The 21,413-nt window shown below is 36.8% G+C and carries 23 protein-coding genes; 16 read left to right on the top strand and 7 right to left on the bottom strand.

Annotated elements, in window-relative coordinates; genetic code table 11:
- Nucleotides 1-2 precede the first annotated feature (2 nt).
- The 14 genes from rplR (at nt 3) to OQZ33_RS10715 (ending at nt 8,647) form a co-directional block, all read left to right on the top strand.
- A complete protein-coding gene (rplR, locus tag OQZ33_RS10780) occupies nt 3-356 on the top strand; it encodes a 50S ribosomal protein L18 (protein ID WP_025145211.1) in 354 nt (117 codons plus the stop codon).
- A gap of 17 nt (nt 357-373) precedes the next feature.
- Nucleotides 374-892 (top strand): 30S ribosomal protein S5, encoded by a 519-nt coding sequence (gene rpsE, locus OQZ33_RS10775; protein WP_056848532.1) that lies wholly within the window; start codon nt 374-376, stop codon nt 890-892.
- Nucleotides 893-896: 4 nt separating this feature from the next.
- Nucleotides 897-1,076, top strand: a complete 180-nt coding sequence (gene rpmD / locus OQZ33_RS10770; protein ID WP_010599892.1) for a 50S ribosomal protein L30 — start codon at nt 897-899, stop codon at nt 1,074-1,076.
- 135 nt (nt 1,077-1,211) lie between these two features.
- Nucleotides 1,212-1,658, top strand: coding sequence for a 50S ribosomal protein L15 (gene rplO / locus OQZ33_RS10765; protein ID WP_056849255.1), 447 nt, complete (start codon nt 1,212-1,214; stop codon nt 1,656-1,658).
- A 7-nt stretch (nt 1,659-1,665) separates the two neighbouring features.
- Nucleotides 1,666-3,006: a preprotein translocase subunit SecY gene (gene secY / locus OQZ33_RS10760; protein ID WP_056848533.1), complete on the top strand. Its 1,341-nt coding sequence runs from the start codon at nt 1,666-1,668 to the stop codon at nt 3,004-3,006.
- A 101-nt stretch (nt 3,007-3,107) separates the two neighbouring features.
- Entirely contained in the window at nt 3,108-3,893 is a 786-nt protein-coding gene (gene map, locus OQZ33_RS10755) for a type I methionyl aminopeptidase (protein WP_265799049.1), read from the top strand.
- A gap of 71 nt (nt 3,894-3,964) precedes the next feature.
- Nucleotides 3,965-4,183, top strand: a complete 219-nt coding sequence (gene infA / locus OQZ33_RS10750) for a translation initiation factor IF-1 (RefSeq protein WP_010599888.1) — start codon at nt 3,965-3,967, stop codon at nt 4,181-4,183.
- 1 nt (nt 4,184) lies between these two features.
- Complete coding sequence (rpmJ, locus tag OQZ33_RS24300; RefSeq protein ID WP_010599887.1) at nt 4,185-4,301, top strand: 50S ribosomal protein L36; 117 nt, start codon at nt 4,185-4,187, stop codon at nt 4,299-4,301.
- 70 nt (nt 4,302-4,371) lie between these two features.
- The gene (rpsM, locus tag OQZ33_RS10740) at nt 4,372-4,749 is read left to right on the top strand and encodes a 30S ribosomal protein S13 (RefSeq protein ID WP_010599886.1); all 378 of its coding nucleotides are present in this window, start codon (nt 4,372-4,374) and stop codon (nt 4,747-4,749) included.
- 152 nt (nt 4,750-4,901) lie between these two features.
- Entirely contained in the window at nt 4,902-5,291 is a 390-nt protein-coding gene (gene rpsK, locus OQZ33_RS10735; RefSeq protein WP_010599885.1) for a 30S ribosomal protein S11, read from the top strand.
- A gap of 61 nt (nt 5,292-5,352) precedes the next feature.
- On the top strand, nt 5,353-5,961 hold the full coding sequence (rpsD, locus tag OQZ33_RS10730) for a 30S ribosomal protein S4 (RefSeq protein WP_056848535.1): 609 nt from the start codon (nt 5,353-5,355) through the stop codon (nt 5,959-5,961).
- 85 nt (nt 5,962-6,046) lie between these two features.
- A complete protein-coding gene (locus OQZ33_RS10725; RefSeq protein WP_056848536.1) occupies nt 6,047-7,039 on the top strand; it encodes a DNA-directed RNA polymerase subunit alpha in 993 nt (330 codons plus the stop codon).
- Between the two features lie 119 nt (nt 7,040-7,158).
- Nucleotides 7,159-7,692: a 50S ribosomal protein L17 gene (rplQ, locus tag OQZ33_RS10720; RefSeq protein WP_265799048.1), complete on the top strand. Its 534-nt coding sequence runs from the start codon at nt 7,159-7,161 to the stop codon at nt 7,690-7,692.
- Nucleotides 7,693-7,777: 85 nt separating this feature from the next.
- Entirely contained in the window at nt 7,778-8,647 is an 870-nt protein-coding gene (locus OQZ33_RS10715) for a glycoside hydrolase domain-containing protein (protein ID WP_265799047.1), read from the top strand.
- Here the strand turns inward: OQZ33_RS10715 and OQZ33_RS10710 are convergent, their stop codons facing one another.
- The 3 genes from OQZ33_RS10710 to OQZ33_RS10700 form a co-directional block, all read right to left on the bottom strand.
- Nucleotides 8,648-10,066, bottom strand: a complete 1,419-nt coding sequence (locus OQZ33_RS10710) for a TlpA family protein disulfide reductase (protein ID WP_265799046.1) — start codon at nt 10,064-10,066, stop codon at nt 8,648-8,650.
- Nucleotides 10,067-10,140: 74 nt separating this feature from the next.
- Nucleotides 10,141-10,773, bottom strand: coding sequence for a gluconate 2-dehydrogenase subunit 3 family protein (locus tag OQZ33_RS10705; protein WP_265799045.1), 633 nt, complete (start codon nt 10,771-10,773; stop codon nt 10,141-10,143).
- Nucleotides 10,774-10,784: 11 nt separating this feature from the next.
- The gene (locus tag OQZ33_RS10700) at nt 10,785-12,521 is read right to left on the bottom strand and encodes a GMC oxidoreductase (protein ID WP_265799044.1); all 1,737 of its coding nucleotides are present in this window, start codon (nt 12,519-12,521) and stop codon (nt 10,785-10,787) included.
- A 280-nt stretch (nt 12,522-12,801) separates the two neighbouring features.
- Between OQZ33_RS10700 and OQZ33_RS10695 the strand changes: the two genes are divergently transcribed.
- Nucleotides 12,802-14,007 (top strand): class I SAM-dependent methyltransferase, encoded by a 1,206-nt coding sequence (locus OQZ33_RS10695; RefSeq protein WP_265799043.1) that lies wholly within the window; start codon nt 12,802-12,804, stop codon nt 14,005-14,007.
- A 234-nt stretch (nt 14,008-14,241) separates the two neighbouring features.
- Here the strand turns inward: OQZ33_RS10695 and OQZ33_RS10690 are convergent, their stop codons facing one another.
- Nucleotides 14,242-14,658 (bottom strand): DUF1304 domain-containing protein, encoded by a 417-nt coding sequence (locus tag OQZ33_RS10690; protein WP_265799042.1) that lies wholly within the window; start codon nt 14,656-14,658, stop codon nt 14,242-14,244.
- 739 nt (nt 14,659-15,397) lie between these two features.
- Here OQZ33_RS10690 and dnaK point away from each other — a divergent pair.
- A complete protein-coding gene (gene dnaK, locus OQZ33_RS10685; RefSeq protein ID WP_056848543.1) occupies nt 15,398-17,302 on the top strand; it encodes a molecular chaperone DnaK in 1,905 nt (634 codons plus the stop codon).
- Nucleotides 17,303-17,649: 347 nt separating this feature from the next.
- Here the strand turns inward: dnaK and OQZ33_RS10680 are convergent, their stop codons facing one another.
- From OQZ33_RS10680 to OQZ33_RS10670, 3 genes are all read right to left on the bottom strand, one after another.
- On the bottom strand, nt 17,650-18,726 hold the full coding sequence (locus tag OQZ33_RS10680; protein WP_265799041.1) for a phosphotransferase enzyme family protein: 1,077 nt from the start codon (nt 18,724-18,726) through the stop codon (nt 17,650-17,652).
- On the bottom strand, nt 18,717-19,616 hold the full coding sequence (locus tag OQZ33_RS10675; protein ID WP_056848545.1) for a nucleotidyltransferase family protein: 900 nt from the start codon (nt 19,614-19,616) through the stop codon (nt 18,717-18,719). The genes OQZ33_RS10680 and OQZ33_RS10675 overlap by 10 nt, the downstream gene beginning before the upstream one ends.
- Nucleotides 19,617-19,754: 138 nt before the next feature.
- Entirely contained in the window at nt 19,755-21,326 is a 1,572-nt protein-coding gene (locus OQZ33_RS10670) for a helicase HerA-like domain-containing protein (protein ID WP_265799040.1), read from the bottom strand.
- Between the last annotated feature and the right edge of the window lie 87 nt (nt 21,327-21,413).

Raw genomic sequence — 21,413 nt, 5'->3', positions numbered from 1 at the left:
TCATGGCAGGTAAAAAATTATCAAGAAGAGATCGTATTAAAAAAGGGATCAGAAAAAGACTTACCGGTTCGGAAGAGCGTCCAAGGTTATCTGTATATAGAAGCAATAAAGGGATTTATGCGCAGGTAATTAACGATGTAACCGGTACTACAATAGCTTCAGCATCATCTTTATCAAAAGATTTTTCTGGAACAGGTAACAAAAGCGACCAATCAGTTGCAGTAGGAAAATTAGTTGCTGAAAAAGCAATCGCTGCTGGTGTTAAAGAAGTTGTTTTCGATAGAAATGGCTATTTATACCACGGTCGTGTAAAATCGTTGGCAGAGGGTGCCCGCGAAGCTGGTTTAGTATTTTAATCTGAAGAAAAAGTAAGATGTCAACTATCAATATAAAAAGAGTTAAAACCACCGATATCGAATTAAAGGATCGTCTGGTTAGTATACAACGTGTTGCCAAAGTAACCAAAGGTGGTCGTACTTTCAGCTTCTCAGCAATTGTTGTTGTTGGAGATGAGAACGGTGTTGTTGGTTTCGGTTTAGGTAAAGCGAAAGAAGTAACTGAAGCAATCGCTAAGGGTGTGGATGATGCTAAAAAGAACTTAGTTAAAGTTCCAATTTTACACGGTACAGTTCCTCACGAGCAGATCGGTAAATTCTCAGGTGGTTTTGTTTTAATCAAACCAGCTGCAGTAGGTACCGGAGTAATTGCTGGTGGTGCGATGCGTGCTGTATTAGAGAGTGCTGGCGTTCATAACGTATTAGCAAAATCTAAAGGTTCATCAAACCCACACAACGTGGTAAAAGCGACTGTTGATGCATTAACAAAGATGCGTGATGCTTATACAGTAGCTCAAACTCGTGGTATAGATTTAAACAAAGTATTTAACGGATAATATCATGGCTAAGATCAAAATAACACAAGTAAAAAGCGTTATCGACAGAAGCGAGCGCCAAAAAAGAACCGTTCAAGCTTTAGGTTTATCTAAAATGAATCAAAGTGTTGAGGTAGAAGCTACACCACAAATTATTGGTATGGTTCGCAAAGTGAACCACTTAGTAGCTATCGAAGCAATTTAAGACAATTATCAAACGAATGAGTTTTGAGCGAATGAATAGGCAAATTGCTAACATTCAATCATTCAAAATTCAATCGTTATTTATTTATCGTTGTACCTGTTTAGTGAAAGCGAAGGGCAACACAAATTCAAAAAAATGAATTTAAGTAATTTAAAACCTGCAGTAGGTTCTACAAAAAACAACAAAAGAATTGGTCGTGGTACAGGTTCTGGTCGTGGTGGTACTTCAACCCGTGGTCACAAAGGTGCGGGTTCTCGTTCTGGTCACAAAACCAAAATCGGTTTTGAAGGTGGTCAAATGCCTTTACAACGTCGTGTGCCTAAGGTTGGTTTCAAACCAATTAACCGTACCGAATACGTTGGTGTTAACTTAGATGTTTTACAAGCATTAGCCGAAAAACATAACTTGACAACTATTGATTTCGCTGCTTTACAAGCGCATGGTTTAGCTTCAAAAAACGACTTAGTTAAAATTTTAGGTCGTGGTGAAGTAAAAGCAAAATTAGAAATAACTGCACATGCGTTTTCTGCAACCGCACAAAAAGCTATTGAAGCTGCAGGTGGTTCAATTGTAAAATTGTAATTATTAAATGAAGAAGCTATTTACTACTTTAAGTAATATCTGGAAAATTGAAGAATTAAAAGAGCGTATATTGTTTACGCTCTTAATTCTTTTGGTATACCGTTTTGTATCTCACGTGGTTTTACCAGGTGTAGATCCAACTGCTTTAGGCGCCAACGAAAAATCAGGACTTTTAGGCATTCTGGATATGTTTGCCGGAGGTTCGTTCTCTCGTGTGTCTATTTTAGCATTGGGGGTAATGCCTTATATCTCTGCATCCATTGTGGTGCAACTATTGGGTATTGCTGTTCCTTCTTTCCAAAAAATGCAGAAAGAAGGCGAAAGTGGTAGAAAGAAAATGAACCAGATCACTCGTTACCTTACGGTAGCGATTACAATCGTTCAATCTGTAGGTTACGTTAAAACGCAGGTTCCGGCAGAAGCTATTTTATTACCAAATACTTTGTTTTTAGTGTTATCTACGTTTGTTTTAACAGCAGGTACATTATTTGTAATGTGGTTAGGTGAAAAAATAACTGATAAAGGTATTGGTAACGGTACTTCACTAATCATTATGGTTGGTATTATTGCTCGTTTACCTATTGCAATTTCTCAAGAGTTTAGTGCACGTGTAGGTTCTGCCAGTGAAGGTGGAGGCCCGGTGGCTTTAGTATTAGAGATTGTTGCCTTGTTTGCAGTGGTAATGTTTACCATTCTAATTGTGCAAGGTGTACGTAAGGTACCAGTGCAATACGCAAAGAAAATTGTTGGTAACCGCCAGTTTGGTGGTGTTCGTCAATATATTCCATTAAAAGTAAATGCTGCTGGTGTTATGCCAATCATTTTTGCTCAGGCTTTGATGTTTATTCCAGGTGCTCTAACACAATTCGTCCCTTCATTGCAAGGTTCATGGTTAATTCAGTTTAGCAATACTACTTCATTAGCTTATAGCTTAACTTTCGCATTTTTAATTATCGCGTTTACTTTCTTCTATACTGCTATTACAGTAAATCCAACTCAAATGAGTGACGATATGAAGAAAAATGGTGGTTTTATTCCGGGTGTTAAGCCAGGTTTTGCAACGTCAACTTTCATTGACGATGTAATTTCTAAAATCACTTTTCCAGGGGCGGTATTTTTAGCAATTATTGCTATACTACCTTCAATTGCAGTAAAGTTTGGTATTAAACAAGAATTTGCTCATTTCTTTGGGGGTACATCACTATTGATTTTAGTGGGTGTTGTTTTAGATACACTACAACAAATTGAAAGTTATTTATTGATGCGTCATTACGATGGATTAATGAAAACTGGTAGAGTTACCGGCAGAACAGGCGTTCCTGCTGCAAGTAGCAACGCAGCTTTGTAGGCTGGGCAAAATTGATTATAAAAATTTTGAATGATAGAATGAGTGAATGGCCCATCAGCTCTTCACTCATTTACAATTTACGCATTCGAAACTTAAAATGAATGTCTAAAATCTATTACAAGTCTCTTGAAGAGATTGAGTTAATAAGAGAAAGTTCAATGCTTGTTTCAAAAACCTTGGCTGAAGTGGCAAAGGTAATCAAAGCAGGCATCACTACTTTAACCTTAGATAAGCTGGCATTTGAGTTTATTAATGATCATGGTGCGATACCTGCATTTTTAAATTATAATGGCTTTCCTTACTCTTTATGCATATCTCCAAATGAACAAGTTGTTCATGGTTTCCCGAGCGAATACATCATGCGAGAGGGTGATTTAATTTCGGTTGATTGTGGTGTGATCAAAAACGGATACTTTGGCGATTCGGCTTATACATTTTCTATTGGAGAAGTTGATGCCGAAAAACAAAAGTTAGTTGAGGTAACCAAACATTGCCTTGATTTAGCAATTGATAAGGCGGTAAGTGGAATGCGTGTTGGCGATATCGGCTTTGCCGTTCAGCAACATGCAGAAGCTAACGGTTTTGGTGTGGTACGGGAGTTAGTAGGACATGGTGTTGGGGTGAAACTTCACGAAAAACCAGAGGTTCCAAATTATGGGAAACGCGGTGTTGGTCCGAAACTGGAAGAAGGGTTAGTGATTGCTATTGAACCAATGATCAATGCCGGTGTTGCTGGAGTAATGTTTCACAATGATGGATGGACGGTGACTAGTAAAGACAATAAACCTTCAGCACATTTCGAACACACGGTTGCGATAAAAAAGGGCCAAGCAGACGTTTTATCAACGTTTTCATTAATTGAAGAAGTTTTACAACAAAAAAAATAAATAATTAAAATTTTTTATTTAATTTTGCAACCCTGTTTAGAAGCAGCTAATTAAGTAACAATCAACAAAATATGGCTAAACAAGCCTCAATTGAACAAGACGGAGTAATAAGAGAAGCATTATCTAATGCGATGTTCCGAGTAGAACTTGAGAACGGACACGAGATTATTGCTCATATTTCAGGAAAGATGCGGATGCACTACATCAAAATTCTTCCTGGTGACAAAGTAAAACTGGAAATGTCGCCTTATGATTTAACAAAAGGGCGCATAACCTATAGATACAAATAAAATGAAAGTTAGATCATCAATTAAAAAACGTAGCGCTGATTGCAAGATTATTCGCCGTAAAGGTAAACTTTACGTTATTAACAAGAAAAATCCTAAATACAAGCAACGTCAAGGGTAATTAAAAAACATTGTAATGTACCGCACAACGGTGGCCCGCCGTTCGGAATTACTTCAAAAGATAACTAAATATGGCAAGGATTTCAGGTATTGATTTACCAAGAAACAAAAGAGGAGAGATTGGTTTAACTTATATCTATGGTATTGGAAGAACTACTGCACAACGTATCTTAACTACTGCAGGTATCGATCTAAACAAGAAAGTGCAAGATTGGTCTGATGATGAGTTATCAGCAATCCGTACAATGATTAACGATGAAATTAAAGTAGAAGGTGCTTTAAGATCAGAGGTTCAATTAAACATTAAGCGTTTAATGGATATTGGTTGTTACCGTGGTTTACGTCACAGAAAAGGTTTACCTTCTCGTGGTCAGCGTACTAAAAACAACTCACGTACTCGTAAGGGTAAGAGAAAAACAGTTGCTAACAAGAAAAAAGCTACTAAGTAATAGATAGATAGGGGATGTGAGGTTTTAGATGTGAGCATCATGTCTATTTAATCTGCTCAAATCTGGAACAAAAGATAAAAAGTAGGATACTGAGTATCGGGGTAGAGAAAGTCTCATATCTCAAGTCTCATATCTAAAATCTAAAAGATAACATGGCTAAGAGTAAAAAAGTAACAAAAAAACGTATCGTTGTAATTGAGCCTGTTGGTCAGGCGCATATCAATGCTACTTTCAACAACATCATCGTTACGTTAACCAACAACAACGGACAGACTATTTCATGGTCTTCTGCTGGTAAAATGGGCTTTAAAGGTTCTAAAAAGAACACACCTTATGCAGCTGGTCAAGCAGCTTCAGATTGCGGTAAAGTTGCATTTGATTTAGGTTTACGTAAAGTTGAAGTTTTTGTAAAAGGTCCTGGTTCAGGTCGTGAATCTGCAATCAGAACTTTGCAAGTAGCAGGTATCGAAGTAACATCTATCAAAGATATTACTCCACTTCCTCACAATGGATGTCGTCCTCCTAAAAAGAGAAGAGTTTAATTAATTTTAAAGCTAAGAATCTTCAGTTACAGGCTGAATGGTACTTTAAAAACAGAAAAAAATGGCAAGATATACAGGCCCAAAATCAAAAATCGCCCGTAAATTCAGAGAACCAATCTTCGGTCCTGATAAGGTGTTAGACAGAAAAAATTATCCTCCTGGCCAACATGGCGTTTCAAAAAGAAGAGGAAAACAATCTGAGTATGCAATCCAGTTAATGGAGAAACAAAAAGTAAAATATACTTATGGTGTATTAGAAAAGCAGTTCAGTAACTTGTTTAAAAAAGCATCTTCGCGTGCTGGTATTACAGGTGATAACTTACTTCAATTATTAGAAGCACGTTTAGATAACACAGTTTACCGTTTAGGTATTGCAACAACCCGTTCTGGTGCACGCCAGTTAGTTAGCCATAAACACGTAACCGTGAATGGTGAAGTTGTAAATATCCCTTCATATCAGTTAAAAGCTGGTGATGTTGTTGCGGTTCGTGAGAAATCAAAATCATTAGAATCAATTAGTAACTCAGTTGCAGGTAGAACAATTAATAAGTTCTCTTGGTTAGAGTGGAATGCTGGTGAATTAACTGGTAAATTCTTAACCTACCCACAACGTGATGAAATTCCCGAAAACATTAAGGAAAACTTAATCATCGAGTTATACTCAAAGTAATAAATAAGATAGTTAATTACCTGGAAAGGGTAATTAACTTTTTTCTTGTTACTATATATTCAATAACGAATTTAAAAAATTATAAATGGCAATTTTAGCATTTCAGAAACCTGATAAAGTGATCATGCAGAAATCAACAGATTTCGATGGCACATTTGAATTTCGTCCTTTAGAGCCCGGTTTCGGTGTAACAATTGGTAATGCCTTAAGAAGAATATTACTTTCTTCGTTAGAAGGTTATGCTATTACTACTATTCGTTTTTCAGGCGTTTCGCATGAGTTTTCTACCATGAAAGGTGTTGTAGAAGATTTAACTGATATCATCTTAAACTTAAAACAAGTTCGTTTTAAGAAAACTGGTGATTCTGGTGATGCTGAAAAAGTATTCATCATTGTTAACGGCCAAGATCAATTCAAAGCTGGTGATATCACTAAATTCTCAAATAACTTTACAGTTTTAAATCCTGAGCATGTTATTTGCAACATGGACAAATCTGTAACTTTAGAAGTGGAATTAACCATCAATAAAGGACGTGGTTATGTACCTGCTGAAGAAAATAAAGTTGCTGATGCTGTTGTAGGTGTTATCGCTATCGATTCGATCTACACACCAATGAAAAACGTTAAATACACAATTGAAAACTTCCGTGTTGAACAAAAAACGGATTATGAGAAATTGGTATTAGATATTTCAACCGATGGTTCAATTCATCCAGAAGAAGCATTAAAAGAAGCGGCTAAGATTCTTATCCAACACTTTATGTTATTCTCTGATGAGAACTTGGTATTAGAATCTCAGGCAAAAGAAGAAACTAAAGAAGTTGATGAGGAAATTTTACACATGCGTAAAATACTTAAAACTGAATTAGTAGATATGGATCTTTCAGTTAGAGCATTAAACTGCTTAAAAGCTGCTGATATCCGTACTTTAGCTGATTTGGTTTCTTACGATGTTGCTGATATGTTAAAATTCAGAAACTTCGGTAAAAAATCTTTAACAGAGATTCAAGAACTGGTAAAATCAAAAGGTTTGTCTTTCGGTATGAACCTGTCTAAATTTAAATTAGACGAAGAATAAAAAATAGTTTAGAGTTCGGAGTCATTAGTCTTGAATCCAAACTCTTCTATAAATATAATAATATTCACTGTGTATAATTCCCTCTGAGACAGAGACGGTATACACTTTATAAAAAAACAATGAGACACGGTAAAAAAGTAAACCACTTAGGTAGAACTGCAAGTCACAGAAAAGCGATGTTAGCCAATATGGCATCATCACTTATTTTGCACAAAAGAATTACAACAACTTTAGCTAAAGCAAAAGCTTTACGTACTTATGTTGAGCCAATTATCACTAAATCAAAAAATGATACTACTCACTCACGTCGTACTGTATTCGCTTACTTACAAGATAAAGAGGTAGTAACTATTTTATTCCGCGAAATTGCTGAGAAAGTTGCAAACCGTCCAGGTGGTTACACTCGTATCATTAAATTAAACAACCGTTTAGGTGATAACGCTGAGATGGCTTTAATTGAATTGGTAGATTATAACGAAGTTTACGGTAAAGATGTAGAGGCTAAAGAAGAGAAGAAAACTACTCGTCGTGGTAGAAGTAAAACTGCTGCTGCTCCTAAAGCTGCTGAAGCGAAAGCTGAAACTGCTGAAGAAGTTGCTCCAGAAGCTACTACTGAAGAAGCTCCTGCTACTGAAGAACCAAAAGGAGAATAGTTCATTCTGCTTTTAAATTTTAAAAGGTCCTGTTCGAAAGAGCAGGACTTTTTTGTTTATATTGGATTTTAATTTAATCCCTAAAATGAGCAGGTCATTCTTCGTTATTCTACTTTTTTTGAGCTTTTCAAGTATCGCTCAGCAGAAAGTGTTTTCTGTTGCTGATAAAGTAATATCTATTTCCGGTAGAAAATTAGAAATTAATGCTGATGGTTTTCCAAAGCAAATCCAATCCTACTATGATTCTGATTTAAAAGCTTTCGGTGATAAATCTACCAATCTGCTTTATGAGCCCATACATTTTCATCTGTTTACATCTTCTAAAATACAGGAGAAGCTAGTTGCGGGCTCATTTAACATATTATCCGAAAGTGCAAATTCCATCTCCTGGGATGCTACAAGCTCTTCTACCAATATGTTGCAGCATGTACAGGGGCTAATGAATGCAAATAGCATTGCTAAGTTTCATGTAGAACTGAAAGCTTTAAATGATATTAGCTTTTCAAATATTAACTTCCATATTCCATTTGAAAAAAATGCCTCAAAGTACTTAGTGGGATTTGGAAACGGCGGAAATATAAGACCAGATACTGTAAAATGGAGCTGGAAAATGGTCGATAAAGTTAAGCCAGAAGTTTTAATCGGAAATGATAATGCGGCGCTATTTCTAAGTTTTGATCAGTATAAAAATGCAGATAGTCTACATGTTAGAATTGGCTGGAGAAATGAAGATAAAGATGTATTGCAAATTAATATTAAGGGAAGTTCAATGCTTACTGATTTCTCTACAGGATTAGTGAAGTGTAAGAAAGGCGAAATATTGGTTTTTGATTTTACCATATTAGTATCACCAATGGATATTAAAGACGGGAAGAAAAAATTAGAGAAAAGATTTAAAGCCTATAAAAGGGAGGTAATAGACTCTCAACTTTTCTCTAAAAAAGGTAGACCATGATCAATTAATATAATCAGCTATATATTTTTGCCAATCTACACCAAAGGGGATTACCACATATTTTCCTTGCGGACTAACCAAAAATTTCGATGGCCATGAAGCGACTTTGTACGCACTTTCTATTTGATTATATGACATAGCAACCGGAAAGGTATAACTAAACTCTTTCATGTAAGCCCTAACAGCCTGTTCGTTGTCATTACTTGCAATAGTGATAATATTTAGGTTCGGCAATTTGCCATCTTGAGTTTTTTGGTAAGTGCTTTGCAAATCGGGATGCTCTTTCCTACATGGCGAACACCAAGTACCCCAAAAGTCTACCAATGTCCATCGATTACTGTTGTTTACCATCTGATATATACTTCCATCCAATTTCGCCAAGGATATTAAGGGAGCGATTTTGCCGTATTTATTAAATTCAGTTAACCAATATTCACCAAACTTGCCAGGTTCTTTGTATAAGGCCTTGGCACTTGCTTTATATTTTGGATCTTTCATAGACATGGCCATAACCATTTTAAGCTTGTCGTCATCGCTTGCTATCGTAGCTAAATAGTCTTCTTCGAAAGAATATTTCTCTTTGTTAAAAAGAAAAAACATATCGTAAAAATAGGCATATTTAACGGTGTTGTCTATCGCATCAGGGCTGAATTCAGATGCCAATTTTAAGAACTTATTTTGATCGGCGTTCTCTATCGAGTTGCCTGCAGAAATAAAATTTATGGCGGCAAACATGTATCTATACCATGCTCGGTCCATTTTCTCTTCTCGCGACAGCTCGTTTTGTGTAGAGTGAGCACTGATATATTGGTTTAGATTATCGTAAATCAAATCTTGTAATTTAACCGCCAGAGGCTTCAGCTGATCACTCTTATTCATTATACCCGAAATCATCAAACCGTATCTAGCTTTCCTTTGACTGTAAAAATCAGAATCTTCATTTAGGTAGGATAGATATTCGTTACCTATTTTTTGTAGTTCGATGGCATTGTCTTTATTTTTCATGGCTTCAACCCATTTCCAAATAGGATAGATATTTTCCTTGATCTGCTTATTTACACTGTTTTTTGTTTTGTCGAGAATGATGTAAGCATTAGATTGCTGTTCAGCAAACTTACGTCGGGCAGAATCTAAAGTAATGTTGGATTTTTTGAGGTGAGCAAGGAATTCGGGATCTTTCAATAACTCTTCCCTTGATCCGAGCATAAAACTTTGAGCAAAACTGTTGTGCAACAAATCATCAGTTGCATTTGATTCAAGCATAGCCAAATTGGTGAGAAAGTAAATCGCTGAATCAGGATTTGTATCTTTTGTGCGTTGGAAATCATTAAAATAGTTGGCGTGTTGGCTAGGATTATTCTGTGCAAATACACTGTAAGTTATGCACACAAGGAAAGATAACAGGGTTAATTTTTTCATTTTTTGATTGAGGTTATTAGCGTATTAAATTAAAGAAGCCAGAATTGGTTTTCTGGCTCCACTTAAGAGAAGAATTAAACTTTTACATTTTCCATTCCATATTGCTTCAATACATCAGCTGGTACACCAGTCCACTGGTTTGGTGCGTTTCCTGCATAACCAATATCTTTTATGCCGATTTCTGTAGTATAGAAACCAGAAGCGGTTAAGCTTCTCATTCGGCTAAAAAAAGTAACGCCTGCCCGAACTTCAGGTTTCGCCTTTTTTGGATAAGCAATTTCATCAATAATTGAAATTTGCTGGTCTGGAGAAGCATCTACAAAAGATCTGCTAAATTTATTGAAGCAATAAACGTCCAACCATTTTAAGCCACCACGCATAGGCACTTTATGTTCGGGGATATCTTTTACAATAAATTCAATAAACTCTGGTACTTTGGCATCAGAGGCACTTCCAGAGACATCATCTTTAGGAATAATAATATCTGCTAGAACGGTTATGGTTGCCATTTCATGTTTACTGAAATAAGTTTCCGCTTTTAGTTCTTTATCCCGGTCTATTTCCCACTGTTCACGTCCAGCCTCTGCTTTGGTTTCTTCTGGAATAGGTTTGTCGTTGGTGTTTTCGGGTTGCTTGCAGGCTTCTAATAACACTGCACTACTTACTGCTGTTAAGCCAATTGCTTTTAGGGAATCACGTCTGTTCATGTTGTAATTCTTTAAATGTTTTGTTTTTTCTTTTGTGCTAAAATGTATTCTGCCGTGCGCATGGAGAGCGCAAGGATAGTCCAGGTTGCGTTTTTATCACCTTGTTGTACAAATGGACCTGCATCAACAACAAAAAGATTTTTGCAGTCGTGTGCCTGGCAATACTTGTTCAGTGCTGATTTTTTCGGGTCATCGCCCATGCGGATAGTACCCACTTCGTGAATGATTTTTCCAGGAGGTAATAAACCATAGTTGGTTTCTGGTCCCTGGATTTCTGACGTAACCACGCCACCCATTTCTTTCATCATGTGGAGGAAAGTATCCTGCATGTGTTTAGCCTGTAGAATTTCTTCTTTAGCCCATTTATAGTGAAACCTGAGAACAGGAATTCCGAATTTGTCAACCGCATTTGGATCAATTTCGCAATAGTTATCTTCCCGGGCAATGGCAGTTCCGCGGCCTGCCATACCGACGGTGGTGCCATAAAAACGACGGTAATCATCTTTTAATGATTTTCCGTAGCCACCTGCATCTTTCATTTTTCCATCCCTACCTGGAACCATGCCATTCATTTGCGTTACGCCACCACCAAAACCGTAAGCTGGCATACCCATGCCGCCCCAATACTCGATGTGATATCCCCGAGGAAAATTGAGTTTTTTATTATCCAGCCACCATGGCGAATAGATGTGTACACTTCCCAAACCATCCTCATTGTAACGTTTTCTATCCATTAACTGTGGGAGGAAACCTGAAACACTTACTCCGGTAGAATCATGTAAATACTTACCCACAATGCCACTGCTGTTTGCCAAGCCATTAGGATGTGACGGAGATTTCGAATTCAATAAAATACGGGCAGATTCGCAGGCACTGGCACCGAGAATGACCATTTTTCCATTTACCTGATATTCTTGTAAATCTTTTCTGTTTACATAAGAAACACCTTTCGCCGATCCATCTTTATCAGTAATCACCTCACGAACCATTGCATCAGTAATGACCGTTAAATTTCCAGTTTTTACAGCCGGGATAACCAAACAAGAAGAAGAAGAGAAATCACCGTAAACCTTACAGCTTCTTCCACATTGGCCACAATAAAAACAAGGTGCCCTGTCGCTGTTATTGGGTAATGGTTCTGTTAATACCGATCCACGACCAGCAATCACTTTAACGCCTGCTTTATCAGCTCCTTTTTTGATAAAAAGTTCTGTTAACCTTGGCTTTGGTGGTTTCAAGAAGATTCCATCGGGCTCATTTGGCAATCCTTCTTTAGTACCATAAATGCCAATCAAACGATCAACTTTATCGTAAAACGGTTTCACATCATCGTAGGTAATTGGCCAATCATCTGTTAAACCATCTTTTGCCTGAAAATCCAGAGGACCCATTCTGAGCGATATTCTTCCCCAGTGATTGGTTCTGCCGCCAAGCATTCGAGATCTGAACCATTCAAATTCCGTTTTATCTTTGGTAGTGTAGGGTTCCCCTTCTAATTCCCAGCCGCCATATGAGGCATCAAAATCGCCAAATGGACGGACCGTACTTGCTCCTCTTCGTGGAGATTCCCAAGGCCACTTAAGTTGATGGGCATCTATCCTAGGATCGAAATATTGCCCCGCCTCAAGCATTAAAACTTTTTGTCCAGCATTGGCTAAAACGTATGCCGCCATCCCACCACCAGCTCCAGATCCTACAATAATAGCATCATACACTGTTGGCGATTTTTTTATTTGAAATTCACTCATTTGTTTTGGTTAGAATTAAATGATATCCTAATCTAAAGCTAATTTTTAGGAAAAAAAAGCAATTATTGAATTTAGATGATTTGTCATTAAACTTCATTTTAGTATAAACTAAATCGTATTAGGAAAATGTTTTGCTTCATTTGATTAGAGACGGATATTTGATATCATACTTAATCATTTAACGAAGTAGTAAGCTAAAATAGTCGCTTCATTGTTACATTATTTGGATCTCGTTAATCTCCAAATAAAATGAATTATCTTTGGGGTTTATTAATTATAGATGATATTTTCAGAACAGATTGAACAATTTACTTCCGCTTTAGATTTAAGCTTATCTTCTAAAAACTTTGTGAAAGTTTCCCTGGGTAATTACAAAGGAAATGAAGAGGCGCTAAAGCAAATTCTGGTTCGCCAGGTTTTGATTAAACGAGAAAGTAAATTGGCTTTCACATTTCGGTACAAAACCCGTGATGTGGTGAAGAATCTCAATTTGAATGAAGGTATTAATTTAATTTCTGAATACCTGATAACTGGTTTTAAAATCGGAACGCTTTTTACCACCGAGAGAGACTTAATTCTTGAAGAGTTGAATAATGGTAAAATTGTTTTGAGAGAAACAAAACCTTCAACTAAAGAAGTTCCGACAGAGAATCATGATAAAGAGAAATCGAGATTGATAAAATCGGAGTCAAAACCTTATTTTACAGAACTAAAGATTACTGATACTGATGGAAAGGTTTTTAAAAATGCACAGGACAAGTTCCGTCAGATTAACCATTACGTTGAAATTTTAAGTTCGTTAATTAAGGAACTACCTGAGGGAACCATTAAAAAAGTTGCTGATATGGGCTCGGGTAAAGGTTATTTAACTTTTGCCTTGTATGATTATTTGCATTCAGTTTTAAAGTTAAATTCTGAAGTTGTAGGGGTGGAGTATCGCCAGGATATGGTTGATTTGTGTAATTCAGTTGCCAAGAAATCTGCTTTCGATCGGCTTAAATTTGCTCAGGGAACCATTGAAGATTACAACGCTGAAACTGTGAATTTACTCATTGCACTCCATGCTTGTGATACCGCCACGGATGATGCGATATATAAAGGCATCAAAGCCAATGCAGAATTAATTGTTGTTGCACCATGTTGCCATAAACAAATCAGAAGAGAAATTGAACAAAATAAAGTGAAAAACGATGTTTCATTTTTAACTAAATACGGCATCTTCTTAGAACGTCAGGCTGAAATGGTGACCGATGGTATTCGTGCTTTAATTTTGGAATACTTCGGTTATAAAACTAAAGTTTTCGAATTTATTTCTGATGCACACACGCCTAAGAATGTACTGGTTGTTGGGATAAAAAAAAGTCCGAAGTCTTCAGTCGGAAGTCAGATCAGTGAAGAGCAAGAAGTGATTTTACAAAAAATAAAGGCGAGTAAAGAGTATTTCGGAATTGGTTATCATCATTTGGAACGACTTTTAAATCTATAGGATTTACCGACTTCGTCATTGCAAGGCACGAAGCAATAGTAATGCATTCGCTATTGAAACCCGTAGTAGCAAGATTGCTTAGTGCCTCCCAATTGACGGCCGTTTCAACGAACTTTTTATTCAAGAGTTTGTTCAAAAAAAAGACCATATATAAGAAATGTGAGAAAATATAAGGCGAGCACTTAAATGGAACTTAAATATCTTATATGGTTAGATATTGTTGTTGTTATTAAATTATCTCAAATGCAATAGAATCATAGCTACCAATGCTGGGATAGATTGTACATAAAGAATTTTCTTACTCGCTGTTGTGGCGCCATAAATGCCTGCAATGATTACACAGGTTAAGAAGAATATAGCAACATATAGTCTCCAGTGATGATCGGTAATGCAGAGCGACCAAATTAAACCAGCCGCCAAAAAGCCGTTGTATAAGCCTTGGTTTGCTGCCAAGGTTTTTGTTTTTGGGAATAATTCTTCAGGGATGCTTTTGAAAACTTTTGGGGCTTTGGTTGTCCAGGCGAACATTTCCAACCATAGAATATAAATGTGAATGGCGGCCACCAGGCCAATGATGATTTGTGCTGCTAATTGCATGATAATTTGATTTGGTAATTGAAGGTACAATAAATTTGGGTTATTTATCTTCATTGGCGTTGGTTTCAACCAACGGATTTTGATTTGATAATTAGTATAGCTTATGCTGATTTTCATCGGGAGGTTTCTGCGAGCTCATGAATACCGTTAAAAAAATAGACACTAATGAATAATCAAAGCTTGCGAAGCTTTGTCGTAAATCCTCAACAAATCTTTAGGCGTAATCCTAAGCCGTGTGAATGTTTGTTGTAATTGAAAATTTATGCAACACTCGTAGGATTTCTTGTTTCATTGGTTTATGAAATGAAACTGCAACAAAGATTTATTGGTGTTGACTTTCAAATCTTCTGATGCCAGTCCTCGCTACTTTGAAAGTTTGTGGTACGGGGAAGTGTGCTACAAGCAAGAATCTTTGTACATAAACCCGATAGGAGTGAAAATACTTTTATTTGTTTTGATAGTTGAGAACTTTAATAGCGGATTAGAAATAAAGTTGTTAACTCTACAAATAAAAGATTGAAACGTCCAGCTCCAAAGGAGTGCCTTTGGCACGGGGGGAGGTGCTTCCGAAGGACTACTACTGTTCATTTTCAAATTATTTAATTGCCTTTCACTTGAGTCTTTCAACTTTAACCTTTAGTCTTCTTTCTGTCATGCTGTCAGTAATAAAAGACATCATTTTTTACATTTTATCAGTCTTTTAGCAATAATTTCTGCCAAAACCCAATTGGCACAAGCATTGTTTAATAGCTGTAGAAATTATAATACTTTAAAAAGAGAAAACAAAAATACAATGGGAAAAATTATTGGAATAGACTTAGGAACAACAAACTCTTGCGTGAGCGTAATGGAGGGCAATGAGCCTGTAGTTATCGCGAACAGTGAGGGTAAACGTACTACACCGTCTATTGTTGCTTTTGCAGAAAACGGTGAGCGTAAAGTTGGCGAGCCTGCTAAACGTCAGGCTATAACCAACCCAACAAAAACGATATATTCGATTAAACGCTTTATGGGTAACAGCTACGACGAAAGTGCGAAAGAAGCTGGACGTGTACCTTATAAAGTTGTTAAAGGTGATAACAACACACCTCGTGTAGAAATCGACGACAGAAAATATACTCCACAGGAGATTTCTGCGATGATTCTACAAAAAATGAAAAAAACTGCTGAAGATTTCTTGGGTCAGGAAGTTACTGAAGCAGTTATTACTGTACCAGCTTACTTTAATGATGCACAACGTCAGGCTACGAAAGAAGCAGGCGAAATTGCAGGTTTAACTGTAAAACGTATTATTAACGAGCCAACTGCAGCTGCTTTAGCTTATGGTTTAGATAAAGCACACAAAGACATGAAAATTGTTGTGTTCGATTGCGGTGGTGGTACACATGACGTTTCTGTTTTAGAATTAGGTGATGGCGTTTTCGAAGTAAAATCTACTGATGGTGATACACACTTAGGTGGTGATGACTTTGACCACATCATTATAGATTGGTTAACTGAAGAGTTTAAATCAGAAAACAGCATGGACCTTGCGAAAGATCCAATGGCATTACAACGTTTAAAAGAAGCTGCTGAGAAAGCTAAAATTGAATTATCAAGCACTACTTCTACTGAAATTAACTTGCCATATATTACTGCTGATGCTAGCGGCCCTAAACACTTAGTACGTACATTATCTCGTGCTAAATTTGAGCAATTAGCTGATAGCTTAATCAAACGTACTATCGAGCCTTGTAAATCTGCTTTGAAAAATGCTGGTTTAAGCACAAGCGATATTGATGAAATTATCTTAGTAGGTGGTTCAACTCGTATTCCTGCAATTCAGGATGCTGTTAAAGCTTTCTTCGGTAAAGAGCCAAGTAAAGGTGTTAACCCTGATGAGGTTGTAGCAATCGGTGCCGCTATTCAAGGTGGTGTATTAACTGGTGATGTAAAAGATGTATTGTTATTAGACGTTACACCTTTATCATTAGGTATCGAAACTATGGGTGGTGTAATGACTAAATTAATCGAGTCGAACACAACCATCCCAACTAAAAAATCGGAGACTTTCTCAACGGCAGCTGATAACCAGCCTTCAGTAGAAATCCACATTTTACAAGGTGAGCGCCCAATGGCTGGTCAAAACCGTACAATTGGTCGTTTCATTTTAGATGGAATTCCACCAGCACCTCGTGGTGTGCCTCAAGTAGAAGTATCCTTTGATATTGATGCGAACGGTATTTTACACGTAAGTGCAAAAGATAAAGCTACTGGTAAAGAGCAAAAAATCCGTATCGAAGCATCTTCAGGTTTAACTGATGCTGAGATCAAAAAAATGAAAGAAGAAGCTGAAGCTAATGCAGCAGATGATGCTAAGCAAAAAGAAGAAGCTGATAAAATCAACGGTGCTGATGCTTTAATCTTCTCTACTGAGAAACAATTGAAAGAGTTTGGTGATAAATTATCTGCTGATAAAAAAGCGCCAATCGAAGCTGGTTTAGAGAAATTAAAAGCAGCACACTTATCTCGTAACTTCGCAGATATCGATGCAGCTTCTGCTGAATTGCAAGCAGCATGGAACGTAGCTTCTGAAGAAATGTACAAAGATGGCGGTCAGCCTCAAGGTGGTGAGCAACCACAAGCTGATGGTCAGCCTCAAGGTGGCGGTGATAACGTTACTGATGTTGATTTCGAAGAAGTAAAAGAAGAGAAATAAGTCTTTGAGTCTTCAGTCCTGAGTCGAAAGTCTTGGGAGTATAAAATTAAAGCGTTTCTGATTAAGTTCAGAAGCGCTTTTTTCATTTTAAGGATTCACCATATAAGGAGAATGCAAGGAAATATAAGACTTTGAGCTTATATGTTGCTGGAATGTATTATATGGTTTAAGTGAATTTGAAAATGAACGGCTGGGTGCTTTTCGGAAGTTGTAATCCCGCCATTCGCTGCAATCTTTTTAAACTTCTGTCATGCTTTGTGCCTCAGCATTGACAGTTTATTCAGCGTTGCTGAATTAAAAAGTATTTTCGCTGTTTTCGGGTGTACAATGGATGGTTTGCTTGCAGCCTAAACTAAATTTTCTTCAATAATATCTTGTAACTCTTTCTCGTTTAGCGATAATTCGCTTAATAGCTTAAATTGATTTTTTGTTCTATCTAAGTTTTGTGTAGGGTATGAGATAGGATAATATACGTTTCCATTGAGGTAGTCGGTCAAAAATCTGAGGGCTTGCATGTATATAATGTACTTTCCTGAAAATAAAATGAGTTCTTTCTCAGTCTCAGTAAGGATGGTTTTCATTTCTGATAAATAACCCTTAACCATAGCTTCAAAATAAGGGAGCCTAATTTTGATTCTGCTTAGATCAGTTTCATTTTCCGAATAAGCACAAAGATAAGTACGCATCATATCGCCTAAGTCGGAAATGAATTTCCCAGGCATAATGGTATCGAGGTCGATTACGCAGACGCCGATATAAGTTTCGGCGTTTAGAAGTACGTTCGTGATTTTAGTATCGTGGTGCATTACACGATCAGGAAAATCGGCACGATGAGTATATGAATTGTAATACTTAAGAATATAGCGGTGATCAAGTGCATTGTCAATTTCTAGCTTCGCCAAGCCTTTAAGTTGTTTGCTAGTTTGCTTTAAAGCCAGCATAAATTGCTCATAACGCAAGCCCAAATCATGAAAGCCTGGTATGGTATGCTTTAGTGAAGTGGTATTGAAATTATTTAATAACCTGCTTAATTTTCCAAATTGTTTTGCTGCTTCATAAGCTTGTTTTGGATCACTTAACACGTCCAGCGAAACTGTATCAGAAACGAATGGCAGCATCCTCCAATATTCGTTCTGAATCAAAGCCATTTCTTCGCCGTTTAAGGTAGAAATAGGTTTAATAAATAGATAATTTTTGTAATTTTTTGATAAATAATCAGCTATTGCTTTGAGATTATTGGCAATTGCTTGTGGATTTTTAAAAACAGAAGTGTTAATGTTCTGAAGAATATACTTTTTGTCTTCCAATAGGGGCGAAAGCAAATAAGTACGGTTAATTAAACCCGTACCTATTTGTGTTATTTGAATATTTTCTTTGGTATATCCGTATGCGCTTAAAACTTCGGAGTCTAAATCTAGCTCCATAATTTAGTCGGATATGTTCCGTTTTTAACCAATTGATCAATCGAATCCTGAACAAAGGGTTTATCTTCCTTATAGGTTACACCAAACCATTTGTTAGAAGTTGGTACTACTTTAAAAGTTGCGGTATTACTTTTAACCAGGTTTTCGCCAATCAAAGGAATAAAAAATTCTGCTTTAGGTTTATCTTTATTTGCCTTTGCAAACTCAACAAATAATTCTTCAGTAATTTTGAAAACAGCAGGAGTAAAGCCCCAGAAGTTCATCGAAACTGGTGTGCTAAAATCTAATGGAAATTCTTCTCCATCTTCCTCATAGAAAATTTTTCCATCTTTAGGATAAACTTTTGTACGTTCCACAATTTCGGTTAAGTTGCCCGATTCATCTACTTTACAAACCCCTCTTGATACGGCTCCAAACTCAGAAAGTGTTTTTCCTATTTCATAGCCAATGATTGAGAAATTGCTATCTGTAGCTTCGGTATTTAAAAAGTCAGCCATTTTTTTGAAAGCATCAAAACCATAATAATCATCAGCGTTAATTACGCAAAACGGCTCTTTAACCGCTTCTCTGCCAGATAAAATAGCATGTGCTGTTCCCCAAGGCTTTTCTCTGTAAATTTCTTCCTCGATACCAAATTGCTTTAAATCGAAGTTTTGAAAAACATAGTCTGTTTCAATTTTTCCTTGGAGTTTAGGTTCAAAAATAGCTTTGAAATTTTCTACAAATTCTTCTTTAATGATAAATACAACTTTACCAAAGCCAGCGTTAATAGCATCGTAGATTGAATAATCGATAATGGTTTCGCCATTCGGACCAAAGCCATCAATTTGTTTCATACTTCCATAACGGCTTGCCATTCCAGCTGCCAGTATTAATAAGGTAGGTTTCATTCTTTATCTTTTTTTATGATCTAATCAATCTATTTCGCTACAATTGATATCAGTAGCTAGAGAACATTACATCGCGAAAATACTCTTTTGAGCGTTAATTATTATATAGGTGTTTTGTGCTATTGCATTAAATTTATCTTAAAAACCAAAGAAGCCACCGCTTTTACTCCTTGTTTTTTTTCCTGTTAGCATACCGAAAATTCCTCTTACAATTTCTTTACCAATTTGGCGTGTAATTGTAGCGCCCATTACCTGTTCAACAATACTTTTTTCGCCAGGCTTTGGTTTATTTTCGGCTTCCTCTTGTTTTTTTGTCTCAACCTCTTGTTTCTCTTGTTCTGCCGCGGCAGTTTGTTCGTTAATTCGTTTGGTTAAAATATCATAAGCACTTTCCGGGTCAATCGCGTCTTTGTACTTCGCATACATCTGACTTGATTGAATCACTTTATCGAAATCTGCCGTAGTCAACGGACCCATCAATGCCCGGGGTGGGGTAAGCATGGTTGCCGAAACTTCTGTAGGGATTCCTTTTTCATTCAGTACCGTAATCAATGCCTGGCCAGTACCAAGAGAAGTTAATACCTTATCAATTTCATAAAATTCAGATTTTGGATAAGTGTTTACCGTTTTCTTAAGTGCATCAACATCGTTTGGTGTAAATGCTCTCAAAGCATGTTGCACTCGGTTGCCTAACTGTCCTAAAACACTTTCAGGTACATCTGTTGGCGCTTGTGTACAAAAGAAAACACCAATTCCTTTTGATCTGATTAATCTGATTATGGTTTCGATTTGCTCTAAAAAAGCCTTCGATGAATTCTTAAATAATAAATGGGCTTCATCGAAAAAGAACACGAGTTTTGGTTTATCTAAATCGCCAACCTCAGGCATTGTATTAAATAACTCTGCTAATAAACTCAATAAAAATGTGGAGTATAAAACGGGTTGGTTTTGAACATCTGAAATATTTAACAGACTAATTATTCCTTTTCCATCTACACGTTCAAATAAATCCTGGATATCAAATGATTTTTCTCCAAACATTCCGCCTAAACCCTGCTGCTCAATGGCCACAATTTTCCGAAGAATGGTGCCAGATGTTGAGGTAGAAATGCTGCCGTAACTTTCCTTAATTTCTGCTGCACCAGCACCTTCCGATAGATAAGAAACCAGCTTTTTCAAATCATTTAAATCGATAATCGGCATTTTATTGTCGTCAGCATATTTAAAAATTACTGCCATTACGCCCGACTGCGTATCATTTAAATCCAACACCTTTGATAAAAGGGTAGGCCCAAACTCCAAAACGGTAGCCCTCATTTGAGCACCCATTTTGCCAGACAAAGAATATATTTCTAACGGAAATCCCGAAGGAGAAAAAACTTTATTCAGCTGTTGAGATCGTTCTTCAATTTTTGGATTGATGGTTCCCGCCTGGTTCAATCCCGATAAGTCACCCTTTACATCCAACATGAAAACTGGGACACCCGCATCTGACAGTTGCTCGGCAAGTAATTGCAGTGTCCTTGTTTTTCCGGTACCGGTTGCACCAGCAATGAGCCCATGTCTATTCATCATCTTTAAAGACAGGTTTACTTCTGCATCTCCGTAAACTTGCCCATCTAACATTCCTGCCCCTAAATAAATGTAAGAGCCAGTTGGTGCGTAAGATAATTTTATTTTTTCGATGAACTTGGAAGACAAATCACTCATTTTTCAAAAATTAGATTGCCAATTTAAGAAACTAATCTTAAAAAGAATGCGTTTTGGCCACTGCTTTTACGGCAAATTTTTGCACAA

The sequence above is a fragment of the Pedobacter sp. MC2016-05 genome (genome assembly GCF_026239735.1).
Taxonomy (GTDB): domain Bacteria; phylum Bacteroidota; class Bacteroidia; order Sphingobacteriales; family Sphingobacteriaceae; genus Pedobacter.
Note: the sequence above shows the minus strand (reverse complement) of the source record. Positions and strands in the feature narration are given on the sequence as shown.

Bases quoted from the DNA above. Each gene is read 5' to 3' on its own strand.
- rplR (WP_025145211.1), top strand. From the start codon at position 3: ATGGCAGGTAAAAAATTATCAAGAAGAGATCGTATTAAAAAAGGGATC.
- rpsE (WP_056848532.1), top strand. From the start codon at position 374: ATGTCAACTATCAATATAAAAAGAGTTAAAACCACCGATATCGAATTA.
- rpmD (WP_010599892.1), top strand. From the start codon at position 897: ATGGCTAAGATCAAAATAACACAAGTAAAAAGCGTTATCGACAGAAGC.
- rplO (WP_056849255.1), top strand. From the start codon at position 1,212: ATGAATTTAAGTAATTTAAAACCTGCAGTAGGTTCTACAAAAAACAAC.
- secY (WP_056848533.1), top strand. From the start codon at position 1,666: ATGAAGAAGCTATTTACTACTTTAAGTAATATCTGGAAAATTGAAGAA.
- map (WP_265799049.1), top strand. From the start codon at position 3,108: ATGTCTAAAATCTATTACAAGTCTCTTGAAGAGATTGAGTTAATAAGA.
- infA (WP_010599888.1), top strand. From the start codon at position 3,965: ATGGCTAAACAAGCCTCAATTGAACAAGACGGAGTAATAAGAGAAGCA.
- rpmJ (WP_010599887.1), top strand. From the start codon at position 4,185: ATGAAAGTTAGATCATCAATTAAAAAACGTAGCGCTGATTGCAAGATT.
- rpsM (WP_010599886.1), top strand. From the start codon at position 4,372: ATGGCAAGGATTTCAGGTATTGATTTACCAAGAAACAAAAGAGGAGAG.
- rpsK (WP_010599885.1), top strand. From the start codon at position 4,902: ATGGCTAAGAGTAAAAAAGTAACAAAAAAACGTATCGTTGTAATTGAG.
- rpsD (WP_056848535.1), top strand. From the start codon at position 5,353: ATGGCAAGATATACAGGCCCAAAATCAAAAATCGCCCGTAAATTCAGA.
- OQZ33_RS10725 (WP_056848536.1), top strand. From the start codon at position 6,047: ATGGCAATTTTAGCATTTCAGAAACCTGATAAAGTGATCATGCAGAAA.
- rplQ (WP_265799048.1), top strand. From the start codon at position 7,159: ATGAGACACGGTAAAAAAGTAAACCACTTAGGTAGAACTGCAAGTCAC.
- OQZ33_RS10715 (WP_265799047.1), top strand. From the start codon at position 7,778: ATGAGCAGGTCATTCTTCGTTATTCTACTTTTTTTGAGCTTTTCAAGT.
- OQZ33_RS10710 (WP_265799046.1), bottom strand. From the start codon at position 10,066: ATGAAAAAATTAACCCTGTTATCTTTCCTTGTGTGCATAACTTACAGT.
- OQZ33_RS10705 (WP_265799045.1), bottom strand. From the start codon at position 10,773: ATGAACAGACGTGATTCCCTAAAAGCAATTGGCTTAACAGCAGTAAGT.
- OQZ33_RS10700 (WP_265799044.1), bottom strand. From the start codon at position 12,521: ATGAGTGAATTTCAAATAAAAAAATCGCCAACAGTGTATGATGCTATT.
- OQZ33_RS10695 (WP_265799043.1), top strand. From the start codon at position 12,802: ATGATATTTTCAGAACAGATTGAACAATTTACTTCCGCTTTAGATTTA.
- OQZ33_RS10690 (WP_265799042.1), bottom strand. From the start codon at position 14,658: ATGAAGATAAATAACCCAAATTTATTGTACCTTCAATTACCAAATCAA.
- dnaK (WP_056848543.1), top strand. From the start codon at position 15,398: ATGGGAAAAATTATTGGAATAGACTTAGGAACAACAAACTCTTGCGTG.
- OQZ33_RS10680 (WP_265799041.1), bottom strand. From the start codon at position 18,726: ATGGAGCTAGATTTAGACTCCGAAGTTTTAAGCGCATACGGATATACC.
- OQZ33_RS10675 (WP_056848545.1), bottom strand. From the start codon at position 19,616: ATGAAACCTACCTTATTAATACTGGCAGCTGGAATGGCAAGCCGTTAT.
- OQZ33_RS10670 (WP_265799040.1), bottom strand. From the start codon at position 21,326: ATGAGTGATTTGTCTTCCAAGTTCATCGAAAAAATAAAATTATCTTAC.